21 protein-coding genes and 2 tRNA genes are annotated in these 20,088 nt (G+C 62.2%); 10 read left to right on the top strand and 13 right to left on the bottom strand.

From position 1 onward, the window contains the following. Positions 1 to 62: 62 nt before the first annotated feature. Both ACP146_RS09975 and ACP146_RS09980 read right to left on the bottom strand, forming a co-directional pair. Positions 63 to 1,109, bottom strand: a complete 1,047-nt coding sequence (locus ACP146_RS09975; RefSeq protein WP_422366607.1) for a hypothetical protein — start codon at positions 1,107 to 1,109, stop codon at positions 63 to 65. Between the two features lie 173 nt (positions 1,110 to 1,282). Continuing rightward, positions 1,283 to 3,394, bottom strand: a complete 2,112-nt coding sequence (locus ACP146_RS09980; protein ID WP_422366608.1) for a hypothetical protein — start codon at positions 3,392 to 3,394, stop codon at positions 1,283 to 1,285. A 360-nt stretch (positions 3,395 to 3,754) separates the two neighbouring features. On the opposite strand from ACP146_RS09980, the gene ACP146_RS09985 reads away from it, so the two are divergent. The 5 genes from ACP146_RS09985 to ACP146_RS10005 all read left to right on the top strand — a co-directional run bounded on the left by ACP146_RS09985 (position 3,755) and on the right by ACP146_RS10005 (position 5,392). Continuing rightward, positions 3,755 to 3,831: transfer RNA gene (locus tag ACP146_RS09985), tRNA-Pro, on the top strand. A 76-nt stretch (positions 3,832 to 3,907) separates the two neighbouring features. Then, positions 3,908 to 4,378, top strand: a complete 471-nt coding sequence (locus ACP146_RS09990) for an ASCH domain-containing protein (RefSeq protein WP_422366609.1) — start codon at positions 3,908 to 3,910, stop codon at positions 4,376 to 4,378. Between the two features lie 58 nt (positions 4,379 to 4,436). Beyond that, entirely contained in the window at positions 4,437 to 4,850 is a 414-nt protein-coding gene (locus ACP146_RS09995; RefSeq protein ID WP_422366610.1) for a VOC family protein, read from the top strand. Positions 4,851 to 4,988: 138 nt separating this feature from the next. Beyond that, positions 4,989 to 5,294: an ETC complex I subunit gene (locus ACP146_RS10000; protein WP_422366611.1), complete on the top strand. Its 306-nt coding sequence runs from the start codon at positions 4,989 to 4,991 to the stop codon at positions 5,292 to 5,294. A 21-nt stretch (positions 5,295 to 5,315) separates the two neighbouring features. Then, positions 5,316 to 5,392 (top strand) — tRNA-Arg (locus ACP146_RS10005). Between the two features lie 15 nt (positions 5,393 to 5,407). Here ACP146_RS10005 and ACP146_RS10010 read toward each other — a convergent pair. From ACP146_RS10010 to hisI, 10 genes are all read right to left on the bottom strand, one after another. Then, positions 5,408 to 5,584 (bottom strand): hypothetical protein, encoded by a 177-nt coding sequence (locus ACP146_RS10010; RefSeq protein WP_422366612.1) that lies wholly within the window; start codon positions 5,582 to 5,584, stop codon positions 5,408 to 5,410. Positions 5,585 to 5,774: 190 nt separating this feature from the next. Beyond that, the gene (locus ACP146_RS10015; protein WP_422366613.1) at positions 5,775 to 7,460 is read right to left on the bottom strand and encodes a hypothetical protein; all 1,686 of its coding nucleotides are present in this window, start codon (positions 7,458 to 7,460) and stop codon (positions 5,775 to 5,777) included. A gap of 55 nt (positions 7,461 to 7,515) precedes the next feature. Then, entirely contained in the window at positions 7,516 to 7,869 is a 354-nt protein-coding gene (locus ACP146_RS10020) for a hypothetical protein (protein ID WP_422366614.1), read from the bottom strand. A 59-nt stretch (positions 7,870 to 7,928) separates the two neighbouring features. Further along, positions 7,929 to 8,954: a hypothetical protein gene (locus ACP146_RS10025; protein WP_422366615.1), complete on the bottom strand. Its 1,026-nt coding sequence runs from the start codon at positions 8,952 to 8,954 to the stop codon at positions 7,929 to 7,931. Between the two features lie 308 nt (positions 8,955 to 9,262). Next, positions 9,263 to 9,538 carry a hypothetical protein gene (locus ACP146_RS10030; protein ID WP_422366616.1) on the bottom strand — a complete coding sequence of 92 codons (276 nt, stop codon included), beginning with the start codon at positions 9,536 to 9,538 and terminating at the stop codon, positions 9,263 to 9,265. A gap of 165 nt (positions 9,539 to 9,703) precedes the next feature. Further along, positions 9,704 to 9,952 carry a hypothetical protein gene (locus tag ACP146_RS10035; protein WP_422366617.1) on the bottom strand — a complete coding sequence of 83 codons (249 nt, stop codon included), beginning with the start codon at positions 9,950 to 9,952 and terminating at the stop codon, positions 9,704 to 9,706. 100 nt (positions 9,953 to 10,052) lie between these two features. Continuing rightward, complete coding sequence (modC, locus tag ACP146_RS10040) at positions 10,053 to 11,189, bottom strand: molybdenum ABC transporter ATP-binding protein (protein ID WP_425032522.1); 1,137 nt, start codon at positions 11,187 to 11,189, stop codon at positions 10,053 to 10,055. Positions 11,190 to 11,199: 10 nt separating this feature from the next. Further along, a complete protein-coding gene (gene modB / locus ACP146_RS10045; RefSeq protein WP_422369639.1) occupies positions 11,200 to 11,892 on the bottom strand; it encodes a molybdate ABC transporter permease subunit in 693 nt (230 codons plus the stop codon). 38 nt (positions 11,893 to 11,930) lie between these two features. Further along, the gene (modA, locus tag ACP146_RS10050) at positions 11,931 to 12,737 is read right to left on the bottom strand and encodes a molybdate ABC transporter substrate-binding protein (RefSeq protein ID WP_422366619.1); all 807 of its coding nucleotides are present in this window, start codon (positions 12,735 to 12,737) and stop codon (positions 11,931 to 11,933) included. Then, positions 12,730 to 13,128: a phosphoribosyl-AMP cyclohydrolase gene (gene hisI, locus ACP146_RS10055; RefSeq protein WP_422366620.1), complete on the bottom strand. Its 399-nt coding sequence runs from the start codon at positions 13,126 to 13,128 to the stop codon at positions 12,730 to 12,732. Before hisI ends, modA begins: the two co-directional genes overlap by 8 nt. Positions 13,129 to 13,571: 443 nt before the next feature. Here hisI and ACP146_RS10060 point away from each other — a divergent pair, with 443 nt between their 5' ends. The 5 genes from ACP146_RS10060 (at position 13,572) to ACP146_RS10080 (ending at position 19,073) form a co-directional block, all read left to right on the top strand. Then, positions 13,572 to 14,594, top strand: coding sequence for an amino acid ABC transporter substrate-binding protein (locus ACP146_RS10060; RefSeq protein WP_422366621.1), 1,023 nt, complete (start codon positions 13,572 to 13,574; stop codon positions 14,592 to 14,594). Between the two features lie 125 nt (positions 14,595 to 14,719). After that, complete coding sequence (locus ACP146_RS10065; protein WP_422366622.1) at positions 14,720 to 15,910, top strand: amino acid ABC transporter permease; 1,191 nt, start codon at positions 14,720 to 14,722, stop codon at positions 15,908 to 15,910. 14 nt (positions 15,911 to 15,924) lie between these two features. Next, complete coding sequence (locus ACP146_RS10070; RefSeq protein ID WP_422366623.1) at positions 15,925 to 17,040, top strand: amino acid ABC transporter permease; 1,116 nt, start codon at positions 15,925 to 15,927, stop codon at positions 17,038 to 17,040. A 30-nt stretch (positions 17,041 to 17,070) separates the two neighbouring features. Beyond that, positions 17,071 to 17,844 (top strand): amino acid ABC transporter ATP-binding protein, encoded by a 774-nt coding sequence (locus ACP146_RS10075; protein ID WP_422366624.1) that lies wholly within the window; start codon positions 17,071 to 17,073, stop codon positions 17,842 to 17,844. Between the two features lie 155 nt (positions 17,845 to 17,999). Then, the gene (locus ACP146_RS10080) at positions 18,000 to 19,073 is read left to right on the top strand and encodes a radical SAM protein (RefSeq protein WP_422366625.1); all 1,074 of its coding nucleotides are present in this window, start codon (positions 18,000 to 18,002) and stop codon (positions 19,071 to 19,073) included. On the opposite strand, the gene ACP146_RS10085 is transcribed toward ACP146_RS10080, so the two are convergent. Next, complete coding sequence (locus tag ACP146_RS10085) at positions 19,060 to 20,073, bottom strand: GNAT family acetyltransferase (RefSeq protein ID WP_422366626.1); 1,014 nt, start codon at positions 20,071 to 20,073, stop codon at positions 19,060 to 19,062. The two genes, ACP146_RS10080 and ACP146_RS10085, sit on opposite strands and share 14 nt — an antisense overlap. Positions 20,074 to 20,088 lie beyond the last annotated feature (15 nt).

Raw genomic sequence — 20,088 nt, forward strand, 5'->3', positions numbered from 1 at the left:
CGGTTGCTCCCGATGGGTCGGAGTCAGCCCAGTTTGGGTTCAACGGCGCGTGGCAAGTCTTTCTATGGCTTGAATATTTCTTTCATTTCGCTCACTCCCAGAACAGCACCTTCCTTGCCGAGCGCTTTAACCATCCAACGATACCGGCGGTTCGGCGGCAGATGCTGCAGGGAAAAGGCTTTCAGCCGGGTCTCGGTGACCGCAGCAGGCAGGACGATGCCGGTCAATGGCTCGACTGCCGTGGCTGGGGCATCCGGCGCCGGGTCGAGGGGCAGTTCGGCGACCACAAGGTCCTGGTCGGCCGGCGCGGCCGGACCGGGATCGCCGGGATGGATTTCCAGTTTATAGGCCTGGGCACCGGGGACCGCCTGCCAGGCAAAGCGCGTGGTCTGCGTCAGCGGCGTGCCGGCGCTCGGGCTGGTGGTCAACAACAGACGTGGCGGCTGCTGATCGGGCAGCGGGCTTTCCGGCGTCACGTAATACTGCAACTCCGGCTCGTCAAAACGCGTTGCGGGGTCGGTGATGCGCAAACGGACGATGTTGTTTCCCTCGAAGCGGGTGGGCAGTGGTGGGCTGGTGATGACGACCCGCCTGCCGCCGGCGACGCTTCGGCGCACCAGTGAGAGCGGCCGGAAAATCGGCGTACCGGCGGTCGTGACGGCGGGCGCGTATTCCCACTGCGCGATGATCAGGCCGACGCCGGTGGTGTTGATCTCGGCGAGCGCCCGCAGGCGGCTGCCCTTCGATAAGACCTTCACCCGCGAGCGATCATCGAAGGTGAGCGAAAGGCGACTGACTGAAAACGGTTCTGAGCCCGGTCCCGAGGGAAACAGCGCAGCCCCGGCACTGGCGGTACCGGCAGCAGTGTTGTCCGAAAACGTTCGCGTCACGATGATCGGGGCCCCGGACTTCACGGCGCGGAATGCTGCTCCCTGAGGGATGACAAGGGTTTCAGTGAAAATCGCGGTCTCACCAAGCGCCGGAATACCCGGCAGGGTTCGTGAAAGGGGGCTGCCGGCGGTTCCCACTGACAGCCCTCCGACGGTAAGCTGGGCTGTCGGTGAGCTGACGGTGCCGACCAGTCCGCCGGTCAGCGGAACGCGGGTCACCGTCCAAACCAATGTGACTGTCGATGGACCTGTCGTCGATATAGCGGCTCTGCTTGGCGTAACGGTAACGGCGGTAACGTTGGCAAATGCAGCCGCTGCTCCAAGCAACACCACTGCCGCCGCAAGCAGAGGTGTAAATGCACGGAAAAAGACTTTCTGCATGATACCGCCCATCAGTAACTCACCGGCAGGGAGAGCCGGAGCGTGGTAAAGGCCTGGTACTGAACATCGTCCTCCAGGCTTTCGAAGTCGTCATTCCGGGTTTCCTGAATAAAGCCGTTAAACGCCAAGGCGATCCCCAGCTTGTTGGGCTCCGGGTCCCGCAGGGTCCAGACGACTTCACCGCCGAAGCTGCTGCTGTCCGGTGTGTCGCCGTCACCTGTGCGAACGTTCATGTTATAGGACAAAGAGGCGGTCAGAACCTCTGGGATCACTGTGATATCGCTGGAAATACCCAGATTGATGGTCCGGTTGGTTTTGCCGAGGTCTTTGTCTTCAAAGACATCGTACTGCACGCTGGGCGACAGGGTCAGCCAGTCCTGGATCAGGAAGTAGCCACTTAACCCTGTGTTATTGTTGATACTATCGCTGCTGAAGGCGGTTTGATCCTCAAAGGTGTAGAGCGTGTGCGAGAGGTTCCAGCTCCAGGTCTCATAACTTGAACCGGTGCTCAGGGTCACGGAGCGGCTTTGGTTGTCGGCATCGTCCTCGGGGAAATCGCTGGAGGTTTCGACCCGCTCGATGTCGTTCACCGAAACCGTCAGACCGAAGAACGGCTGGCCATACCACGGCAGGCTGCCGTCTTCCAGCGGCTCCACGAAGGGGGTGTAGTTGCCGTTGAAATAGACGTTTATGGTCCGGTCGGTGGGCAGAAAGTCGAGGTCGTCAACATTGTTGAGTTGGTGGTCGACCCGCAGCTGGGCGGCGAACTCGTCCCAGAAGAAGTCGGTGAAGAAGGTCGTCGTTTCCCGATCCGCCTGCAGCGACGGGTTGGCGAGACTTTGAAAGAAGGTATCGACCTGGTCCCGCTGCACGCCGAAGGTCCAGTTGACGATGCTGTCGCCCAGCGTCGCCCCGCGAAAGGGCTCGAGCGATGCCAGCACCGAATAGGCATTGGCCGTCTCCGCTGCGAAGCCCTCGTCCTTGCCGTCGAAGTCGAAGGTTGCTTCGGCGAGCTCGCCGCGGATACGCAGACTCTCGTCGAACCACAGGGTATCGGCTGCCACCGACCAGCCGTCGCCCTCGTTGATCACCTCTTCGGTGCCGATGCCGAAGCCACCGTCGCTGCCCTCACCGTTATAGTAGGTACCGGTGAGGACGATGTTGTCCTGCAAGGCCTCGATGGGTCTCACCGAGACAGAGGCGCCCTCGATACGGTCCTCGTCGTGGCTGATGCCAAGGACATGGCGGGTGCCGACGAGAGACTCCGTGCGCAGCATGAAGGCGGTGGCGCTGATGCGGTCGTCTGCGGTTCCGGCCCGAAGCGAAACGCCGCGCCGGTTGAAACCGGACATGATCAGGCTGTCGATACCGGTATCGTGATTGCCGGCGGTCAGGCCGGCAAAGAAGTCTTCATTCTCGAAGTCGCCGTCGAGACGGTACTCACCGAAGTCGAAGTTGCGGTTATCCAGCCCCAGTTCGAGTTGCGAGTTGTAGAGATAATTGCCTTGCAGGGAGACGCGCCAGTTCTCGTCGCCGGCAGCCCCTTCGAAGTTGCCGCCGCTTTCCGCCGTCACGTGCTGGGGCGGGGTGTCGATGCCGCCGTCCAGCACCCGCCCGTTGACTTCACCGGCCAGGTCGGCGGTTGCGGAGAGATCGCGGATCAATTCGGAATGCCGGATCTCCAGAAACCAGGCGCCGCGTTCCAGGATGCTGCCGTCTTCGCCGCGTTCGATCAGGCGGACGACATGCTCGCCGGTCGATAGCGCCTCGGGCGGGTTGATGGTGATCCGGCCGGGCTCGGTAACCGCAAAGGCGGTTACGTCTATGTCGTCCAGTTCCACCGCCAGGCGCGACAGAACGCTGCTGTCCAGGTCGCCGGGCAGAGCGATGATGATGGGATCGCTGCGGCCGCGTGTTTCTCCGGAAACTTCCTGAAGTTCGGGGACCCAATCCTGGGCCAGGACGCCTTGCGGGAAAATCATCAAGCCGGTCGCCAGCACCGTTGTGCAAAGGATGGTGCTGGAAATCAAACCAAAGCGTTGAAAACCGTCACCGACCCTGCGCTGGCCGATGCCCAAAACAAAAGGCGTGGCTTGCTGGTAGCCACGTCTTAGGTACTTCATTGCCCCCTGCCTTTCGCTCCACCCCCCGGCGGTCGAATAGAGGCGACTCTCCCACAGTCGAACTCCTAATATCCCGAAAGTTGGGTTAAAGGAAGGTTTAGCTGCGCCAACAGACCCTTTTTGCCAGCCTTTTCGTCCTTTTTTGCCACCGATTGCCCTTTCGAGCGCAGAAAGACCGACGTAAGGCTGAGTGGGCGGGCTTTACTCAATCTGCGGGGGAGGCGCCTGTGTTTCGGTCGCGATACCGCGCCAAGGGAGCGTTTCACCGCGCTTGCCGACACTCGGCCGGCCGGGTGTTTTCGGGTTTTGGTCTCTTCGGCACTTGCTGAAACCGCCGGGAGCCCATAGGTTTCCCGCGATCGGGGCGTAGCTCAGCCTGGTAGAGTGCCTGCTTTGGGAGCAGGATGTCGGAGGTTCGAATCCTCTCGCCCCGACCAACATCCGATTTCCAGTATCCAATTCCAGTCTTTCAAACCGATTTGCCGCCAGCCGCGTTTTTGTGGAGACTTGACGATGAGTGAAGCAGCGGAGGTTGCGGCCTACAGAGAGCAAGTGAAGCAAGACCTGGGTCTGGCACCGGACACCCCGGTCGAAGCCTTCCATTTCGGCGATACGCCGGAGTTGGCCAACGAACTGGCCGAACTCGTCGTCTCCGGTCCCAAAAGAGCGACGGTCGGCTGGATCGCGGAAGCTGAGTTTGACGGCGACACGCTGCCTGAAGTCGGTGACCTTTCCATCGTCCTGGATGGTGCCGGGCAGCCGCGCTGCACGATCCGTGTGACCGAGACGCGGCGCGGGCCGCTGCTCTCCGCCGATGAGGCTTTTGCCTGGGATGAAGGCGAGGGAGACCGAAGCCTTGCCTGGTGGCTGGATGGGCACCGCGACTACTTCGCCCGGCGGGCGGCAGTGACGGGCCTGTCTTTCGATGAGGGGACAAGCGAACTATTGTTTGAACGTTTCGAGGTGGTGCACCGCGCCGCTTAACGCAGCTCAAGAAGCTGCACGGGATTCGGCAACGGCAGTTGTGTTGGAGGATAGGCTGATGGCGCTCATCCGGTTGGATCACGTGAACATTCGCACGGGAAACCTGGCGGCGATGACCGCCTTTTATGAAGACGTATTGGGGCTGACTGCAGGCGAGCGCCCGGCTTTCGGCTTTCCCGGCGCCTGGCTCTACTGCGACGACATTGCGACGGTCCATCTGATCGAGGTGACGGAGGCTGCCGCCCCCTCGGGCAGTCTGCAGTTGGAGCACTTTGCCTTTGCGGCAAAAGGTCTGGCCGACTTTCTCACGCTGTTGCGCCGGCGCGGCGAGACCTATCGGATCGGCGTCGTCCCCGGGCTTGGCATCATACAGGTCAACATCCACGACCCGGACGGCAATCACATTCATATCGACTTTGATCCGGTGGAGGCTGCCTCGGTTTCCGATGAGCCGGCCTTGGCGGCGGTCTAGCCGGGGTGGGGGCGGCCGGGGTTGCGCCGCTCCGGGGTCGCGTCAAAACCGTTGCGCAGGGCCGATCAGGGGCTATCATGCGGCGCAGTCAGGTCCGGCCGGACGGGCCGGGTTCAAACGAGGAATCGTAGAGCTATCATGCAAGTACGCATCTATCAGCCACCGAAGACCGCCATGCAGTCCGGGCGCGCCCGCGCCAAGGTTTGGATGATGGAGTTCGAGCCGACGGCGGCCCGCCAGGTGGAGCCGCTGATGGGCTGGACCTCCTCCGCGGACACCCGTTCGCAGTTGCGTCTGCGCTTTGAAAGCCTGGAAGAGGCGATCGCCTACGCGAAGGCGGAAGGCCTGATGTATAGTGTGGAAAAGCCGCGTGAAAGAAACCTAAAACCAAAAGCTTACGCGGATAATTTCAAGTATGATCGCATGGGGCGCTGGACTCACTAGAGCCGTTGCCCGGCTTTCCGGGCGCCCGTAGCTCAGCTGGATAGAGCAACGGACTTCTAATCCGTAGGTCGCAGGTTCGAATCCTGCCGGGCGCGCCAATCCTTCCAGACGCTTTAGTTGTCACGCTGGTCGCTGCGTTCCCAGAAGGGCGCAGGATTGAACGAATCCCTGTTTCCGTAAGCACTGCTGCCCGGGGCGCTGCAGGCACCCAGCAGTAGGGCCGTCAGGGTGACGCCCGCAAGGGTCAGTCCCAGCCTGCTGGCATGAATTCTCTTGGCCTGAAGCTTCATTGCGGCGCCTCTCCTCAGGGGCTGACTTCTTTCAGGCATCGGAACAACCGTTCCAGCACGCCTGCGTTCCCGAAGCATATAGGGCGCTCGGGCCGCTTCGCCCAGCCATAAACGCCGAGCTTCGGCGGGAATCGGCCCGTCCGCGGATCAAACCCGCGTGATGCGCTGGCATTGCCGGCTGCTTGGTCCGCTAAGCACCTTCATCCTTGCTGCGGCGGGAAGGGTCCTCAAGCGGCGCCAGGCCGGTCTTGATCTTCTCCATGACCTTGTTCGTCAGCTTCTTTTCGAGCGACCACTTCAGCACCAGCTTGCTGCCGAAACGCAGCAGGCCGTTCAGAACAGGCCGCAGTTCCTCGTCGATGGTGATCTCGCCCAGCGCCTTGATCCGGGCCCGGACCTGGCGGCGGATACCTTCCATATCGACGCGTTCGGGCTTGGGGGCCTCATGGGCCGGTATCGCTTCGTCCTCAGCGAGGCCACCGGTCAGCGGAATGATCGGCAGGGCTGGATGCAGATTGCCCTTCGAATCCTGTACCATCCGCTTGTTGCCCTGGCGGTCGCGGACGTACCAGACTTCGCGCTGCTCTGGAGACATCGCGTCGAAGAGGGGATTGGTCTCCGGCAACACCAGGTAACGGCGCAGGAAGGACCGGCAGTTCTTGCGCCCCAGGAGGTAATCGTGACGGCGGAAGGATTCCTCGAAGAAGCCGCCGAAGCCGCCCAGGGTGGCGGAGGCGATGGCGAACTCGGCCTGACGGCCCTGCGCGTCGCGGCGCGAAGGCGAAATCATGAAGCGGGAGTAGACGTCTGACCGCTCGGCCAGTTCCAGTTCCTCCGGTTTGAAGCGCGCCTGATCGACCAGGGCGCCGAACATCTTCGGCAGGATGGCGCGCAGCCGGTCGTCGTTGTCGGCTTCGGGATTGAACTCGACCAGGTTGGGGAAGGGGTCGATCATGATGACCGCACGCTGCGCCTCCTCACCCTCGCGGGGGTTGCGATTTCCTATCCCGCCCGACAAGTGGCGGCGCGCCAGTTCCAGGGGTTCGTTGTTCATCAGGCCGCCATCGACGCAGACAAAGTCATATTGGTCCGGCTTGGTGTCGCCAAAGGCCGGCGCGCGCCTGTCGGAACGATGATAGTAGTCGTCGGCACGGCGGCTCAGGACCTGCGGGCTGAGCCCGATCGGAAAGGCGCCGGTGGCGAGCGCGGCACGCGCCAGGGTCGGCCAGTTGCCGCCTGGGGCGTCGCCCGGCTTCAAGTCGATGAAGCCGGCCGGGGTTTCGCTGTTCCAGGTGACGGCAAAGCGCATGTCGTCCATGTGGTTTGTCATGCCGTAGGCATCGCTGCTGCCGGTGCCGTAAAGCTGAAAGCCATAGGGAACGCCGCGAAGGTTGGCGACCGTCAGGAAAACCGCCAGCGGGTCGCCGACCCAGGGCCGCTTCCGTTTTTCTCCCTCGGCTTCCAGCGCACTGCTGGCAATGTCCCAGAGCGCCGTCGAGTCCAAGGCCGAGACCACGGCGCGGCGCTTTTCGATATCGCTGGTTCCCAGCAGCTTGCGGATGTCGATTTCCCGGACCCAGGAGTTATAGAGCTGGTTGCTCTTCGGGCTTGCCGTATCGCTGCCAGGCCGCTGGTGGGCGATGTCGTGCATGAAGTGAACGGCGGAGATTGCCGAGGTCATGCCACCCGCAGAGGCGCCGGCCAGGACGGGAACCTTCACGCCGTGGCGCGGGCCGGTCCAGTCCGCGCGCTCGCGCGCCGCGTAATAACTGTCCAGCGCTTCGATAACGAAATCCATGACGCCGGCTGTATAGGCACCGGCGGAGATCGCGCCCGCCATCACCAGTCCCAGTTCGAACTCAGCTTCGTCGGCCATAAGGATTCCTCCTTGCGTGTCTTTGCGGCTTTTTCGCTGGCTCTGCCGCTACGCTTTAAATCAAAGGGGCGGCGAACTTCACGGCCTTCTTCAACAGCTTGTCGAGCTGTCCGAAGACCTTCGTCGCCTTCTCGGCGATCTTTACGGCGTCATCAAGATCCTTGGTCGCCTGGCGCAGGTCGGTCGTGGCTTCCAGAACCTTTGCCTGGGCCTTGGTGAAGGCCACGGCGTCGCTGTTGAAACGTGCCGCCGAAAGTTCGACCCACTGGCTGCGCAGTTCCTGCGCCCGGTGCAGCAGCGCAAAGCGCTGTGGAATCGGCAGGTTCGGCGACATGGCTTTCTGCGCCATCTCTTCGAAGGACTTGTAGAGGTTGTCCCGCACGGCCTTGGATGCTTTTACTTCCGACATCATGTTCTCCCCAATCACCAAGCCCAGGTGTTGTCGTCTCAGGACCGCCTGTCCTGTGCCTAGCCGGTTGCGGCGGCGTTCAGCCGCTTGAAGGATTCGAAAACCTCCTTGGCGGAGTCGGAGTAGCTGCGCACGATCGTCACGAGGTCGGAGAGATCCTGCGGACCTTTGTCCGACTTCGCGTAGCGTACCAGGGCATCATGGGCGACATCGAACTGATCGAGTGTCTGGATGAGCCCTTGAAGCGTCGAGAGGCTTTGGGTGCGCGCTTCCAGCGCCTGGTCGAGTTTGCTGAGGGTGCTCAGCCTTGCGGAATTGTTGCCGGTCTCCTGCGCCTGAGCGTAGAGGATGGTCAATTCGGCGATTTCCAGTTGCTTCACCGAATCGCGTTGACGCACGACAAAGGCGAGATCCTCGCGCAGCTTTGCCGAGATCTCCTGCACCGCGGGCGCCGCCTTGGTGATCGCCGCGTCCAGCGCGTCCGAGCGTTTGGCGTTGAGGATCTCCGTGGCAATGGCATCGGAGATCGTCTTCAGCGGGCTGGTGATATCGCCTATCGGCAGATCGCCCAGGATGCCGCTGTCCGCGTTGATATCGATCAGCAGGGTATCGGCGGAGGCCTTCGCCCGCTCGCTTGCCGCTTTCCAGCGCTCGCTCACATCGCTTTCCGCCAGCGCCGCCAGCATCTGCGTGTACTGCTTGAGGATACCGAAGGCGCGGTCTCTGGCCGCGATCGCCTGAGAGGAGAGGATCGGTTCCGACAACTTGGAAATGTTGAGCAGGCGCTTGGGGTCTTCACGCAGCAGCTTTAACTCGTAGCTGCGTTCGAAGCGGTTGATGCCCTGAACGTAATCAAGCGCTACGGAGGCGGTTCGGTCGGTTGCCGCCTGGAATTCGCCGATGCTTTCCTGGTAGACGGTGAAATCGCGCGGCGTACCGCAGGCGGCCAAGGCGAGTGCCAGCAGAAGTGCCGACAGCGGCCTGGCAAGGCTTGGGATCTTCGGCTGCATGCTTGAGGGGCTGCGGCCTCTGTGTTGACGCAATTGGAAACGGCCGATGGGCCAGCGACGTTTGCTCTGTTTCATATCCCCCCCTGCGAATCGAACGCGGCAGCAGAAAAGCGCCGACGGAGATTCGTAATCAGATTGTTGTGCCGATCGCCTTGGAACCGCAACCGCGAATTCCGGACTAAGCCCTAGGAGTTAAGCCTGGGCGACAGTTTTGGCGGGAAACCGGGAGGGTATGGGCAAAGGAAGAGTGGTCTCGGCGCCACTAGGGCGCCACTAGGAAGACAAGCCGGATTGAAACAGTTGTCGGGTCCAGAAGAATTCAGGCCCAGAAGAATTCAGGCCCAGGAGAATTCAGGCCTAGGAGAATTCAGGCGGGGCTGGGCTTAGCGGAGGCCGCGCACGACGGCGGGCTTTGAGCGCGGCGTCAGCACCTTGGCGGAGGTGCTCGGTCCCGACTGCCAGTTCAGATCGACCCCCTGTTCCTTCAGGTAGGCTTCCGCTGCGGCGCGGGCCTCGGCATGCGAATCCGCAAAGCCCTGAGCGTAAAAGCGCCCGTCCTTCTCGTAGGAAACAGTCCAGCGGAACTCGGTCACGCCGCGCCGGGTGCCGGCGCCGGGGGTTCCGCGCCAGGGTTCGATCAGGATATCGTGTTTCTTCATGGTGGTTACTTGGATAGCCGGAGTTTCAACGTCAACTTTATTCTAGGCCGAGGCTGGCCGGTTTGTAGACTCTCTTCTTCAGATTCCTGGCTTCTTCAAAACCCTGGATATCAGATTGTCCCAATCTGGTGACCATGCGCTCCGTTGGGGCGTCGCGAGGAACAGCTAGTGCCTGAGAACCAGCAGAGCGCCTTCGATAAGCTTCACGACGTTGGGACATCCCTCAATGGCGGCGAGGTCGCGGGCAAGTTCCAGCTTGGCGATACCCTCGTCCGGCGTGGTCGCCGGTCGCGAAATGATTTCGTCGTCCAGATCAGAGACGCTGGCTTCTGCAGCGCCGCGGTCATGCAAATCCTGCTCGCGAAGCATCCGTGCGCGATGGATCGTAAGTTCGTTTAATGTATGCATGGACATGATTAAACCGCGCTCCTTACCGTCAGGTCTGTGACAAAAGGCGGGCACCTGCAGAGCCGATTAACCATAGTAGCGTATTGGGCGCGGTTTGTCGCCTAAATCATTGGTCTTCTGACAAAAAGCGGGTGCTCTTGTCACGCCGTCCCAGGCTCTGCCGGTCGATGGCGACGCTCTTGATCAGCGCGAAGACCTTGCGGCCCGGCTGCAGGCCGAGCGCATGGCAGGAGCGGGTGGTGATGCGGGCCCAGATCGCTGCGCCGCCGGCATCCAGCTGAAGGTCGACTTGCGGACTGCGTTCTTCACTGATTGCTTTAACAGTGCATTCTATCATGTTTAGAATGCTTGTATTTTCTGGTTTTTCCGTGGCAATGGAGACGTCGCGGGCGCGAATCCTGACCCGAAGGTCCTGGCCCAGTGGCAGATTGAGGTAGGGGACCTTCAGACGCCCGCCGGCAAACCGCAATTCCGTAAGCCCGAAGGCCTTGTCCTGACCGGCCACGGTCGTGGCGAGGACCGCGCCGGCCTCGTAGCGTCCGGTCAGGGGCCGCAGATCGAGGCGGCTGGTCAGGTCTTCCACGCTGCCCACGGCCTCCACCCGACCGTCCGACATCAGCACCAGAGTGTCCGCCAAGCGGACGATTTCCTGCATGGAGTGGCTCACATAGATGATTGGCAAAGCCATCTCATCGCGCAGATGTTCGATGAAGGGCAGGATCTCGTCCTTGCGGGGCTGGTCCAGCGCCGCCAGCGGTTCGTCCATGAGCAGCAGTTTGGGGTTGGCCAGAAGCGCGCGGCCCAGTGCGACACGCTGCTTTTCGCCGCCTGAAAGCGCCGCCGGGCGGCGCTCCAGCAGCGCCTCGATGTCGAGCAGGGCGACCACCTCTTCCAGGTCGATGCGCCGCTCCTCCTTCGGCACGCGCTTCAGGCCGTAGCTCAGGTTGCCACGGACGGAGAGGTGCGGAAACAACCGGCCTTCCTGGAAGACGTAACCCAGGCGGCGGCGTTCGGTCGGGATATCGGTTCCGGCGGACGAGTCGAACAGCGTCACGCCGTTGAGGCTGATGCGCCCGCGGTCCGGCCGCAGCAGGCCGGCGATCATGTTGATCAGGGATGTCTTTCCCGCCCCGGAGCGGCCGAAGATGGCGGTAATGCCGGCGGCCGTGCAGGAAAAGTCGGCCTCCAGGGTCATGTTGCCGAGGCGGCGTTGGAGGTCGATCTCCAGGTTTCCCTTTTCCATGGCCATGTCTTCAGTCCTTCAGCCGCGCCCGCAGGCGCCGCTCGATCAGTTCCGAAGCGCCCAGGGCGGCCAGCGACAGCAGGACGGAGAGAATGGCCAGGCGCAGGGCGCCCTCTTCGCCGTTCGGCGTCTGGATCAGGCTGTAGAGGGCGAGGGGCAGGGTTCGGGTCTCGCCGGGAATGTTTGAGACGAAGGTGATGGTGGCGCCGAATTCCCCCAGGCTGCGGGCAAAAGCCAGGACGCAGCCGGCCAGGATGCCCGGCGCGATCAGCGGCAGGGTGATGGTCAGGAAAACCGACAAGCGCGAGGCGCCGAGGGTACGGGCGGCTGATTCCAGGTTCCGGTCGATGGTCTCGATCGACAGCCGGATCGCCCGGACCATCAGCGGAAAGGCCATGACCGCAGCGGCCAGGGCCGCACCCTCCCAGGTGAAGGGCAGGGAGATGCCGAAGGTCTCATAGAGCCAGGAGCCCAGCGGGCCCTGGCGCCCCAGCAGGATCAGCAGCAGGTAGCCGACCACCACCGGCGGCAGCACCAGCGGCAGATGAATGATGCCGTTCAGCAGGGTCTTGCCATAGAAGTCGTAGCGCTGGAGCAACCAGGCAAGGGCGAGGCCGAAAGGCAGGCTGGTCAGCACCGACCAAAACGCGACGCGCAGGCTGAGTTGAATGGCTTCGCTTTCGAGCGGCGTCAGTTCGAGCATCGCTTCCGTCGGGGTCAAGGATATCGGCCTGCAGCCCTTTAACGTCCCCGGGCCGTCGCTGTAAAGCCATGCTTGCGAAAGATCACCGCCGCTTCTTCGCCCTTCAGGAACTCGTAGACCTTGCGAACGGCGCTGTTACCGCGTCCCTCGACGATGGCCAGCGGATAGTCGATTTGCGGCGTTGCCGTCTCGGGAAAGGCTGCCACCACGCGCACGCCGTCGGCAATGGCGGCATCGGTTTCGTAGACGATCCCGGCCACCGCTTCGCCGCGGTCGACCAGGGCAAGGGCCATACGCACGTTGCCGGCCTGCGCCAGGCGGTCGGCCACCTGAGCCCACAGGCCCAGCGCTTCCAGCGCTTGGCGCGCATAGATGCCCGCCGGCACATGCGCCGGATCGCCGATGGCAAGGCGCCCGTCGCCGAGCGCTTCAGCCAGCGCCGCGCCCGCTGCGAGCTCGATCTGCAGGTCGGCACCCAGCGGTGAGACCAGAACCAGCCGGTTTGACAGCAGCGCCAGTCGGCTTGACGCCTCGACCAGCCCCTGCTGCTGGAGATGGTCCATCCAGTCAACATTGGCGGAAAGAAACAGGTCGGCGGGCGCGCCCTGGGCAATCTGGCGCGCCAGGGTGGAGGAGGCGGCGACCACCGGGCGGATCGACCCGCCGGTTTTCGAGGCATAAGCCTCGGCAATCTCATTGATTGCATCGATCGTACTGGCGGCGGCGAACAGCGTAACGGTTTCGCGCCGCTCTTCCCCGGCCGCCGCCGACAGTGGCACCAGTATCGCCAGCAAGGAAAGCCAGGCCCGGAGGCCGAGCCGGGCCGATTGCCAAGCCTCAGTCACCGTAGAGTTCACCAGGGTCGGTCATCACCGGCATCACTTCCCGCAGGCCGCCTTCCTCGGTTGCCGCGAGATAAAAGCAGGAACGCCGGCCGGTATGGCAGGCAACCCCCTTTTGGTCGACCAGCAGCAGCAGGCTGTCACCGTCGCAGTCGACCCGCAGGTCGATCAGTTTCTGCGTCTGGCCGGAGGTTTCGCCCTTGCGCCAGAGTTTGCCGCGTGAGCGCGACCAATAGCAGACCTGCCGCTCGGCCAGTGTCTCGGCCAGGGCTTCCCGGTTCATCCAGGCGACCATCAGCACTTCGCCGCTGTCATGCTGCTGTGCCACGGCCAGCACCAGGCCCCTGTCATCGAAGGTGACGGCTTCTTCCAGCGTTTTCGGCAGCTCGGTCATGATGTTCACTTTAGCGTTATGGGCTGAGAATCAAGGAATCCCGGCGTCTTGTGATGCATGGTTGCGGGACTGGAGGTCTGTGAAGGCATTCCCCGGCCCGCAGGGCGGTTCGGGTGTTTCTATAAGCCTCGTCGCCGCCTGGGCCAAGCCATCTGATTTCAAACAGCTTTCGGGCCGGAATCATAAAGGGTTGCGGCGCCGCCGCGTCCGCCGCGCTCAAGCGCCGATGCACCGGCCCGGGCACCTTCAAAGTTGCCTATTTTTTTATCAATTCAGCCCCAGCAAGCTGTTGCGTTTCGGGGGCGACTGAGACATGGTTCGCGCAGACGAACGCTCAAGCATCCCGTCGGGAGGCTGCAGAAGTTAACAATAACCAGCGGTCAGAACGGGGCGGGTTGTTCGTTTTAAGACAATAAACTTTGAACAGCAGGGAAGGTCTATCCATGTCTACTTTTAAGGTTCTGCTCGCGGCGGGCGCGCTTACCGCCGTCGGTGCCACCGGTGCCGCCGCTGGCACCCTGGACGACATTCGCGCGAAGGGATTTGTGCAGTGCGGCGTGTCCACGGGTGTGCCCGGTTTCTCCTACACAGACGATGCCGGCAACTGGCAGGGCTTTGACCCGGCGGTCTGCCAGGGCGTTGCCGCTGCGGTCTTCGGGGATTCCAGCAAGGTCAAGTACACGCCGACCACGGGCAAGACGCGCTTCACCGCGCTGGCTTCCGGCGAAATCGACATGCTGGCCCGCAACACCACCTGGACCTTCAGCCGCGACGTCGATCTGGGATTCACCTTTATCGGGGTGAACTACTATGACGGCCAGGGCTTCATGATCCCGAAGGCATTGGGCGTCGGTAGCGCCACGGAACTTGATGGCGCTTCGGTCTGCATCCAGACCGGCACGACCACGGAGCTCAACCTCGCGGACTACTTCCGCACCAATAACATGAGCTACGAGCCGGTTCCGATCGAAACCAACGAAGAAGCGCGGACCAACTATCTGGCCGGCCGTTGCGACGTCTATACGACAGACGCCTCGGGCTTGGCCGCCAGCCGCGCGGCTTTCGACAATCCCGGCGATCACATCGTGCTGCCGGAGATCATCTCCAAGGAGCCGCTGGGTCCGCTCGTCCGCCAGGGCGATGAGCAGTGGGGCGATGTGGTCCGCTGGACGCTGAATGCCATGATCAACGCCGAAGAGTACGGCGTGACCTCTGCGAACGTCGACGAAATGGCCGGCGGCGCCAGCAACAACCCCGAAGTTGCCCGCCTCCTCGGCGCTGAAGGTGACCTGGGTGGCATGCTCGGCCTGGAAAAGAACTGGGCCTACAACGTCATCAAGCAGGTCGGCAACTACGGTGAAGTGTTCGAGACGCACATTGGCTCGAACACGCCGATCGGCCTGGAGCGCGGCATCAATGCGCTCTACACCGATGGTGGGCTGATCTACGCTCCGCCGATGCGCTAAGCGCAGCGACTGGAATGGGATGAGGGGTACGCCAGCGGCTTCGCCGGCGTACCCCACGCCTATTTCTCAACGGCACGAGGGCCGCTGGGCCCATAGCGTGCAGGTCGTCGCAGCGGGGTAATGCTATGGCCGCAATTGAACATGATTCTGAGCCGCTCACTTTGGGCCGTCTCTGGTCGGATAAACGCTATCGGGCCGTCATAACGCAGATACTGGTTGTCGCCGGGATGTTTATGCTGCTTGCATTCCTGGCCACCAACGCCGTGCAGAACCTGGAAGCCCTGGGCAAAACCTTCGGGTTTGACTTCCTCTGGGCGCCGGCGGGCTACGACATCAATCAGACTCTGATTCCCTACGATTCGCGGGAAACGCATTTCCGCGCCGGCGTCGTCGGCCTGCTCAATACCGGCCTTGTCGCGATCACCGGCTGCATTTTTGCGACCATCCTGGGCTTCATTCTCGGCGTCCTGCGCCTCTCCAGCAACTGGCTGATCAACCGGATCGTCTACTGCTACATCGAGTTCACGCGCAATGTGCCGGTTCTGGTGCAGATCCTGCTCTGGCATGGCGTCATCGTCTCGACGCTGCCGGGCGTGCGCCAGGCGCTCTCGCCCACCGAGGGTGTGTTTCTGTCCAATCGCGGTTTCTACGTCCCAAAGCCGGTCTTTGAAGACGGTTTCATGCTGGTGATCATCGCTTTCCTGGCCGCCATCGCCGGCATGGTGGTGTTCAGCCGTTGGGCGAAGAAGCACCAGGAGGCAACCGGCCAGATCTACCCGGTCTTCTCCATCGGCGTTGCGGCGATCATCGGCCTTCCCCTGATCGCCTTTTTTGTTGCCGGAATGCCTCTGGCCTTCGAAATGCCGGAACTGAAGGGTTTTAACTTTCAGGGTGGCGTTGTCGTGCGGCCTGAGTTCGCGGCCCTGTGGTTCGCGCTGTCGATCTACACTGCAGCCTTTATTGCGGAGAACGTGCGCTCCGGCATTCAGTCCGTGAGCCATGGTCAGACCGAGGCGGCCTTCGCGCTCGGCATCAAGCCGAACTGGACCATGCGCCTGATCATCGTTCCCCAGGCCCTGCGGGTCATCGTGCCGCCGCTGACGAGCCAGTATCTGAACTTGACCAAGAACTCGTCTCTGGCGATTGCGATCGGTTACATGGATATCGTCGCGACCTTCGGCGGGATCACCCTGAATCAGACGGGCAAGGAGATGGAGGTGATGATCATTGTTCTGACCATCTATCTCACCATCTCACTGCTGATTTCGGCCTTTATGAACTGGTACAACCGGCGCATTGCGCTGGTGGAACGGTGAGGGGGAGCGACGCTATGGCTGACACCACTCAGACCTACGAGCCGGGCACCCATCCCGACCTGCCGCCGCCAATGGCGACAAGAGGGCCGATCCTCTGGGTCCGCAAGAACCTGCTCAGTTCGCCGACGAACATCTTTCTGACCGTCGTCTCGGTCTATCTGCTCTATCTGTTTGTCCCGGGCGCGCTGAACTGGGCGCTTTTCGATGCCGTCTGGGATGCCGGTTCGCGCGCGGAGTGCCGGGAAATCGGTCAGGGCGCCTGCTGGGCGCTGGCCGAGGTGCGCTTTGGCCAGTTCATCTACGGCTTCTACCCCGAACACCTGCGCTGGCGGGTCGACCTGACGGCAGTGCTGTTCATCCTGGCCATTCTGCCGCTGCTTTGGGACAAGACGCCTTTCCGTACGCAGATGCTGATGTTCTCGGCTGTGTTCCCGGTTATCGGGTACTTCCTGCTGGTTGGCGGACTGGGACTGGAGCCGGTCGAGACCACCAAGATCGGCGGTTTCACCCTGAATGTCGTGATCGGGGTCACCGGTATTGTCGCGTCGCTGCCTTTGGGAATTCTGCTGGCCCTGGGGCGCCGCTCGCATATGCCCATCGTGCGGACGCTCTGCGTGATGTTCATCGAGTTCATTCGCGGCGTGCCTCTGATCACGCTGCTTTTCGTCGCCTCGACGATGCTGAACTACTTCCTGCCGCCGGGAACCACCTTCGATCTGATCCTGCGGGTTCTGATCATGGTGACGCTGTTTTCCTCGGCTTACATCGCCGAGGTGGTGCGCGGCGGACTGCAGGCCATCCCCAAAGGACAGATCGAAGCAGCCGATGCCATGGGTCTGCGCTATTGGCAGTCCATGCGTCTCGTGGTTCTGCCCCAGGCGTTGAAGATCTCGATCCCCGGAATCGTCAACACCTTCGTCGGCCTGTTCAAGGACACCACCCTCGTCGTGATCATCGGTTTGACCGACGTGCTGGGCGTCGGCCGCGCTTCGCTCTCGGACGCGAAGTGGCAGGGCCTGGCCTGGGAAGTCTATGTCTTTATCGCGATACTCTTCTTCATCTGCTGTTTCAGCATGTCGCGCTACTCGATCTATCTGGAAAAGAAACTGCACACGGGGCACAAGCGCTAAAGGCGCGGTCCGTTAAAGGAGGCATTCATCATGTCTGACGCAGCTGCTGCAAATCTGTCCATTTCGGATGAAGTGGCGATCCAAATTCTCGGCATGCACAAATGGTATGGCGATTTTCACGTCCTCAAGGACATCAACCTGACGGTCAACCGGGGCGAGCGGATCGTCATCTGCGGGCCTTCCGGCTCCGGCAAGTCGACCATGATCCGCTGCATCAACCGTCTGGAAGAACACCAGAGGGGCAAGATCATCGTCGATGATATCGAGCTGACCAATGACCTGAAGAACATCGCCGAAATCCGCCGCGAAGTTGGCATGGTTTTCCAGCACTTCAATCTCTTTCCCCATCTGACGGTCATGGAAAACTGCACCCTGGCGCCGATTTGGGTGCGCAAGATGCCGAAGAAGGAAGCCGAAGAGATCGCCATGCAGTATCTCGAACGGGTGAAGATCCCGGAGCAGGCCGCCAAGTATCCGGGCCAGCTTTCCGGCGGGCAGCAGCAGCGCGTGGCCATCGCCCGTTCGCTCTGCATGAACCCGCGCATCATGCTGTTCGATGAGCCGACTTCCGCACTCGATCCGGAGATGATTTCGGAGGTGCTCGACGTTATGGTCGGGCTGGCCGAGAGCGGCATGACCATGCTCTGCGTGACCCACGAGATGGGCTTTGCCCGCAAGGTCGCCAACCGGGTGATCTTCATGGACGGCGGCGAGATCATCGAAGAGAACGAGCCGGAGGAGTTCTTCAACAACCCGCAGTCCTCGCGGACCAAGCTCTTCCTCAGCCAGATCCTGCACCACTAGGCTGCAAGCAGTTTGAGAGGGCCGGAGCGATGGGATCGCCCGGCCCTTTTTGCTGCCCCCATTTCTTTACCCTTTCCGAGCGATCGTTCTGCTAACCTGCCGGCTCTTGGCCAGACCGGCGGAGCCGTTGATAGCGGACGTTTTGAGGAGTTGGTGTGAGCGATAGGGCAAAGGCGGAAACCCCTGGCCGGAACAGCGGCGACAAGGTGGTTTTTGCGCAGGTCGAACCGACGACGCGGTGTAACTTCATCTGCGGCTTCTGCAGCGGCCGGCAGATGGATCAGACCGACTTTGCGGCCGAAGATTTCCAGCGCCTGCTCGACAGCTTTCCCGACCTTCAGCACATCGAACTGCAGGGCGAGGGCGAGCCGCTGCTCCACAAGGGCTTCTTCGACATGGCCCGCCAGGCGCGCGAGCGCGGCATTCATCTCTCCATGATCACCAACGGCAGCCTGCTCAACGACGAGCGGGTGGCGTCGATCCTGGATGTCGGCATCGAAGCGATTTACGTTTCCATTGAGTCGCCCGACGAGGCCGGGTTCCAGAACATCCGCGGCGGCCTGCTGAGCAAGGTGAAGGCGGGCATCACCCGTCTGCTGGCCGCCCGTAACGCCCGGGGCATGGAACGCCCCACCGTGGGCTTTGCCATCACCGTCCTGAAAGACACCATCGATACCCTGCCGGCGATCGCCGATCTCTATCGCGCGCTTGGAATGGACGGTGGCGCCACGGTCCAGGCCCTTAATCGCATGGAGAGCTATGCGGGTGTCTATGACGCCGACATGGAAGCCCGGCTTCTGGCCCGTGAAGACAACATCCGCATGAAGCAGTTGATCCGCAGTACGCCGAAGATCGGCGCCATGCTGGCCCAGACCCGCAAGACGCGGCACTTCTATATCGAAATGGGCAAGAGCTTCCCCGCCGAACACGGCTGCCCCTGGGTCAAGGGTGCGCTCTATGTCGACCGGCACGGCGGCATCGCCAGTTGCTGCATGGTGAAGGACACGGCCAAATACGGCCTCGGCAAGATCGGCCTGACGCCGATGGAAGTGGTGCTGGAAAAGCGACGGCAGATCGATGAGGCATTACAGGCCGGCAAACCGCCGGAGCAATGCCGCGGCTGCGGCTATTACCGGAGCCCCGAGAGGCGTGAGGCAATCCGGCTGAACCGCTTGGCTGTACAGAAACGTCGCGCCCAAACAGTGGCGCGAGTGCTCAAGCCGGGATGACACCGTTGAGCCGCGGATCCTGGATGACCTGTTTTTCCTGACGGTAGGGCCTGAAGCCGAACTTCTGATACAGCGGCAGAGCGCGGGGGTGGTCCATGGTGTTGGTGTTCACCGTCATCCGCTCCGGCTCATAGCTCCAGGCCTGTTCGATCGCCTGATAGAGCATATAGGGCCCCAGCTTGCGGCCGACGAACTGCGGCAGCAGGCCGAAGTAGGCCAGGTCCACTGTCGGCTCGTCGCGGCGGTCCAGCTCGAAGTAGCCTGCCGGAACCCCTTCGACATAGAGCACGAAGACCTCGACCCGCTCGTCTTCCAGGATGGCGGAGAGATCATCGTCCGACATCTGCCGGCGGTACCACCAGTTCCAGTCCTCGCCAACGCCGTTGTAGAGGAAGCGGTAGAAACTGACCGTCGGACTGTGCGCCCGCATCAGAGCCACGTGGGTACGATGGGGCGGGTGAAGCGGAACAAGGCTCGGCCGCTCGTCCATCTCCAGGAAGGTCACGGTGAAATCCAGGTGGGTGTTCCGGCCCGCGGCCACGGCGATGTCCGGCGCCAGCTTCTTGTCCTCCGGCGGCGCTGCCGGCAGTTCCAGCCAGCGCGACATCACCGCCCGCGGCGTATAGGCATAGCCGAGCGCGGCATAGAACCCCAGCACCTGGCGGTTGGTTTCGCGGACCATCAACTGGATCTTCAGGATGCCTTGCTGGCCCAACCAGTCCTCGGCCTTGCGCACCAGTTGCCGGCCGAGCCCCGCGCGCCGCAGATCGGGGTCCACGGCAACGGCGTAGAGCCAGCCGCGATGGCCGTCGTGACCGCAGCACACGCTGCCGACCAACTGGCCGTCGCGGTAAGCGACGAAGATCTCCGCCGAAGGGCTGTCCTGCCAGAGGGCGATGTCACGTTTGGGTTCATTGTACCAGGCGGCAATCCCGCTGCGATCCCAGAGTGCCGCGCAGCCGTCGAAGTCGTCGTCCTGATAGGGGCGAAGCTGAAACATGACTGAACCTTCGGT

Source organism: Pelagibius sp. (genome assembly GCF_965249265.1).
Classification (GTDB): Bacteria; Pseudomonadota; Alphaproteobacteria; order Kiloniellales; family Kiloniellaceae; genus Pelagibius.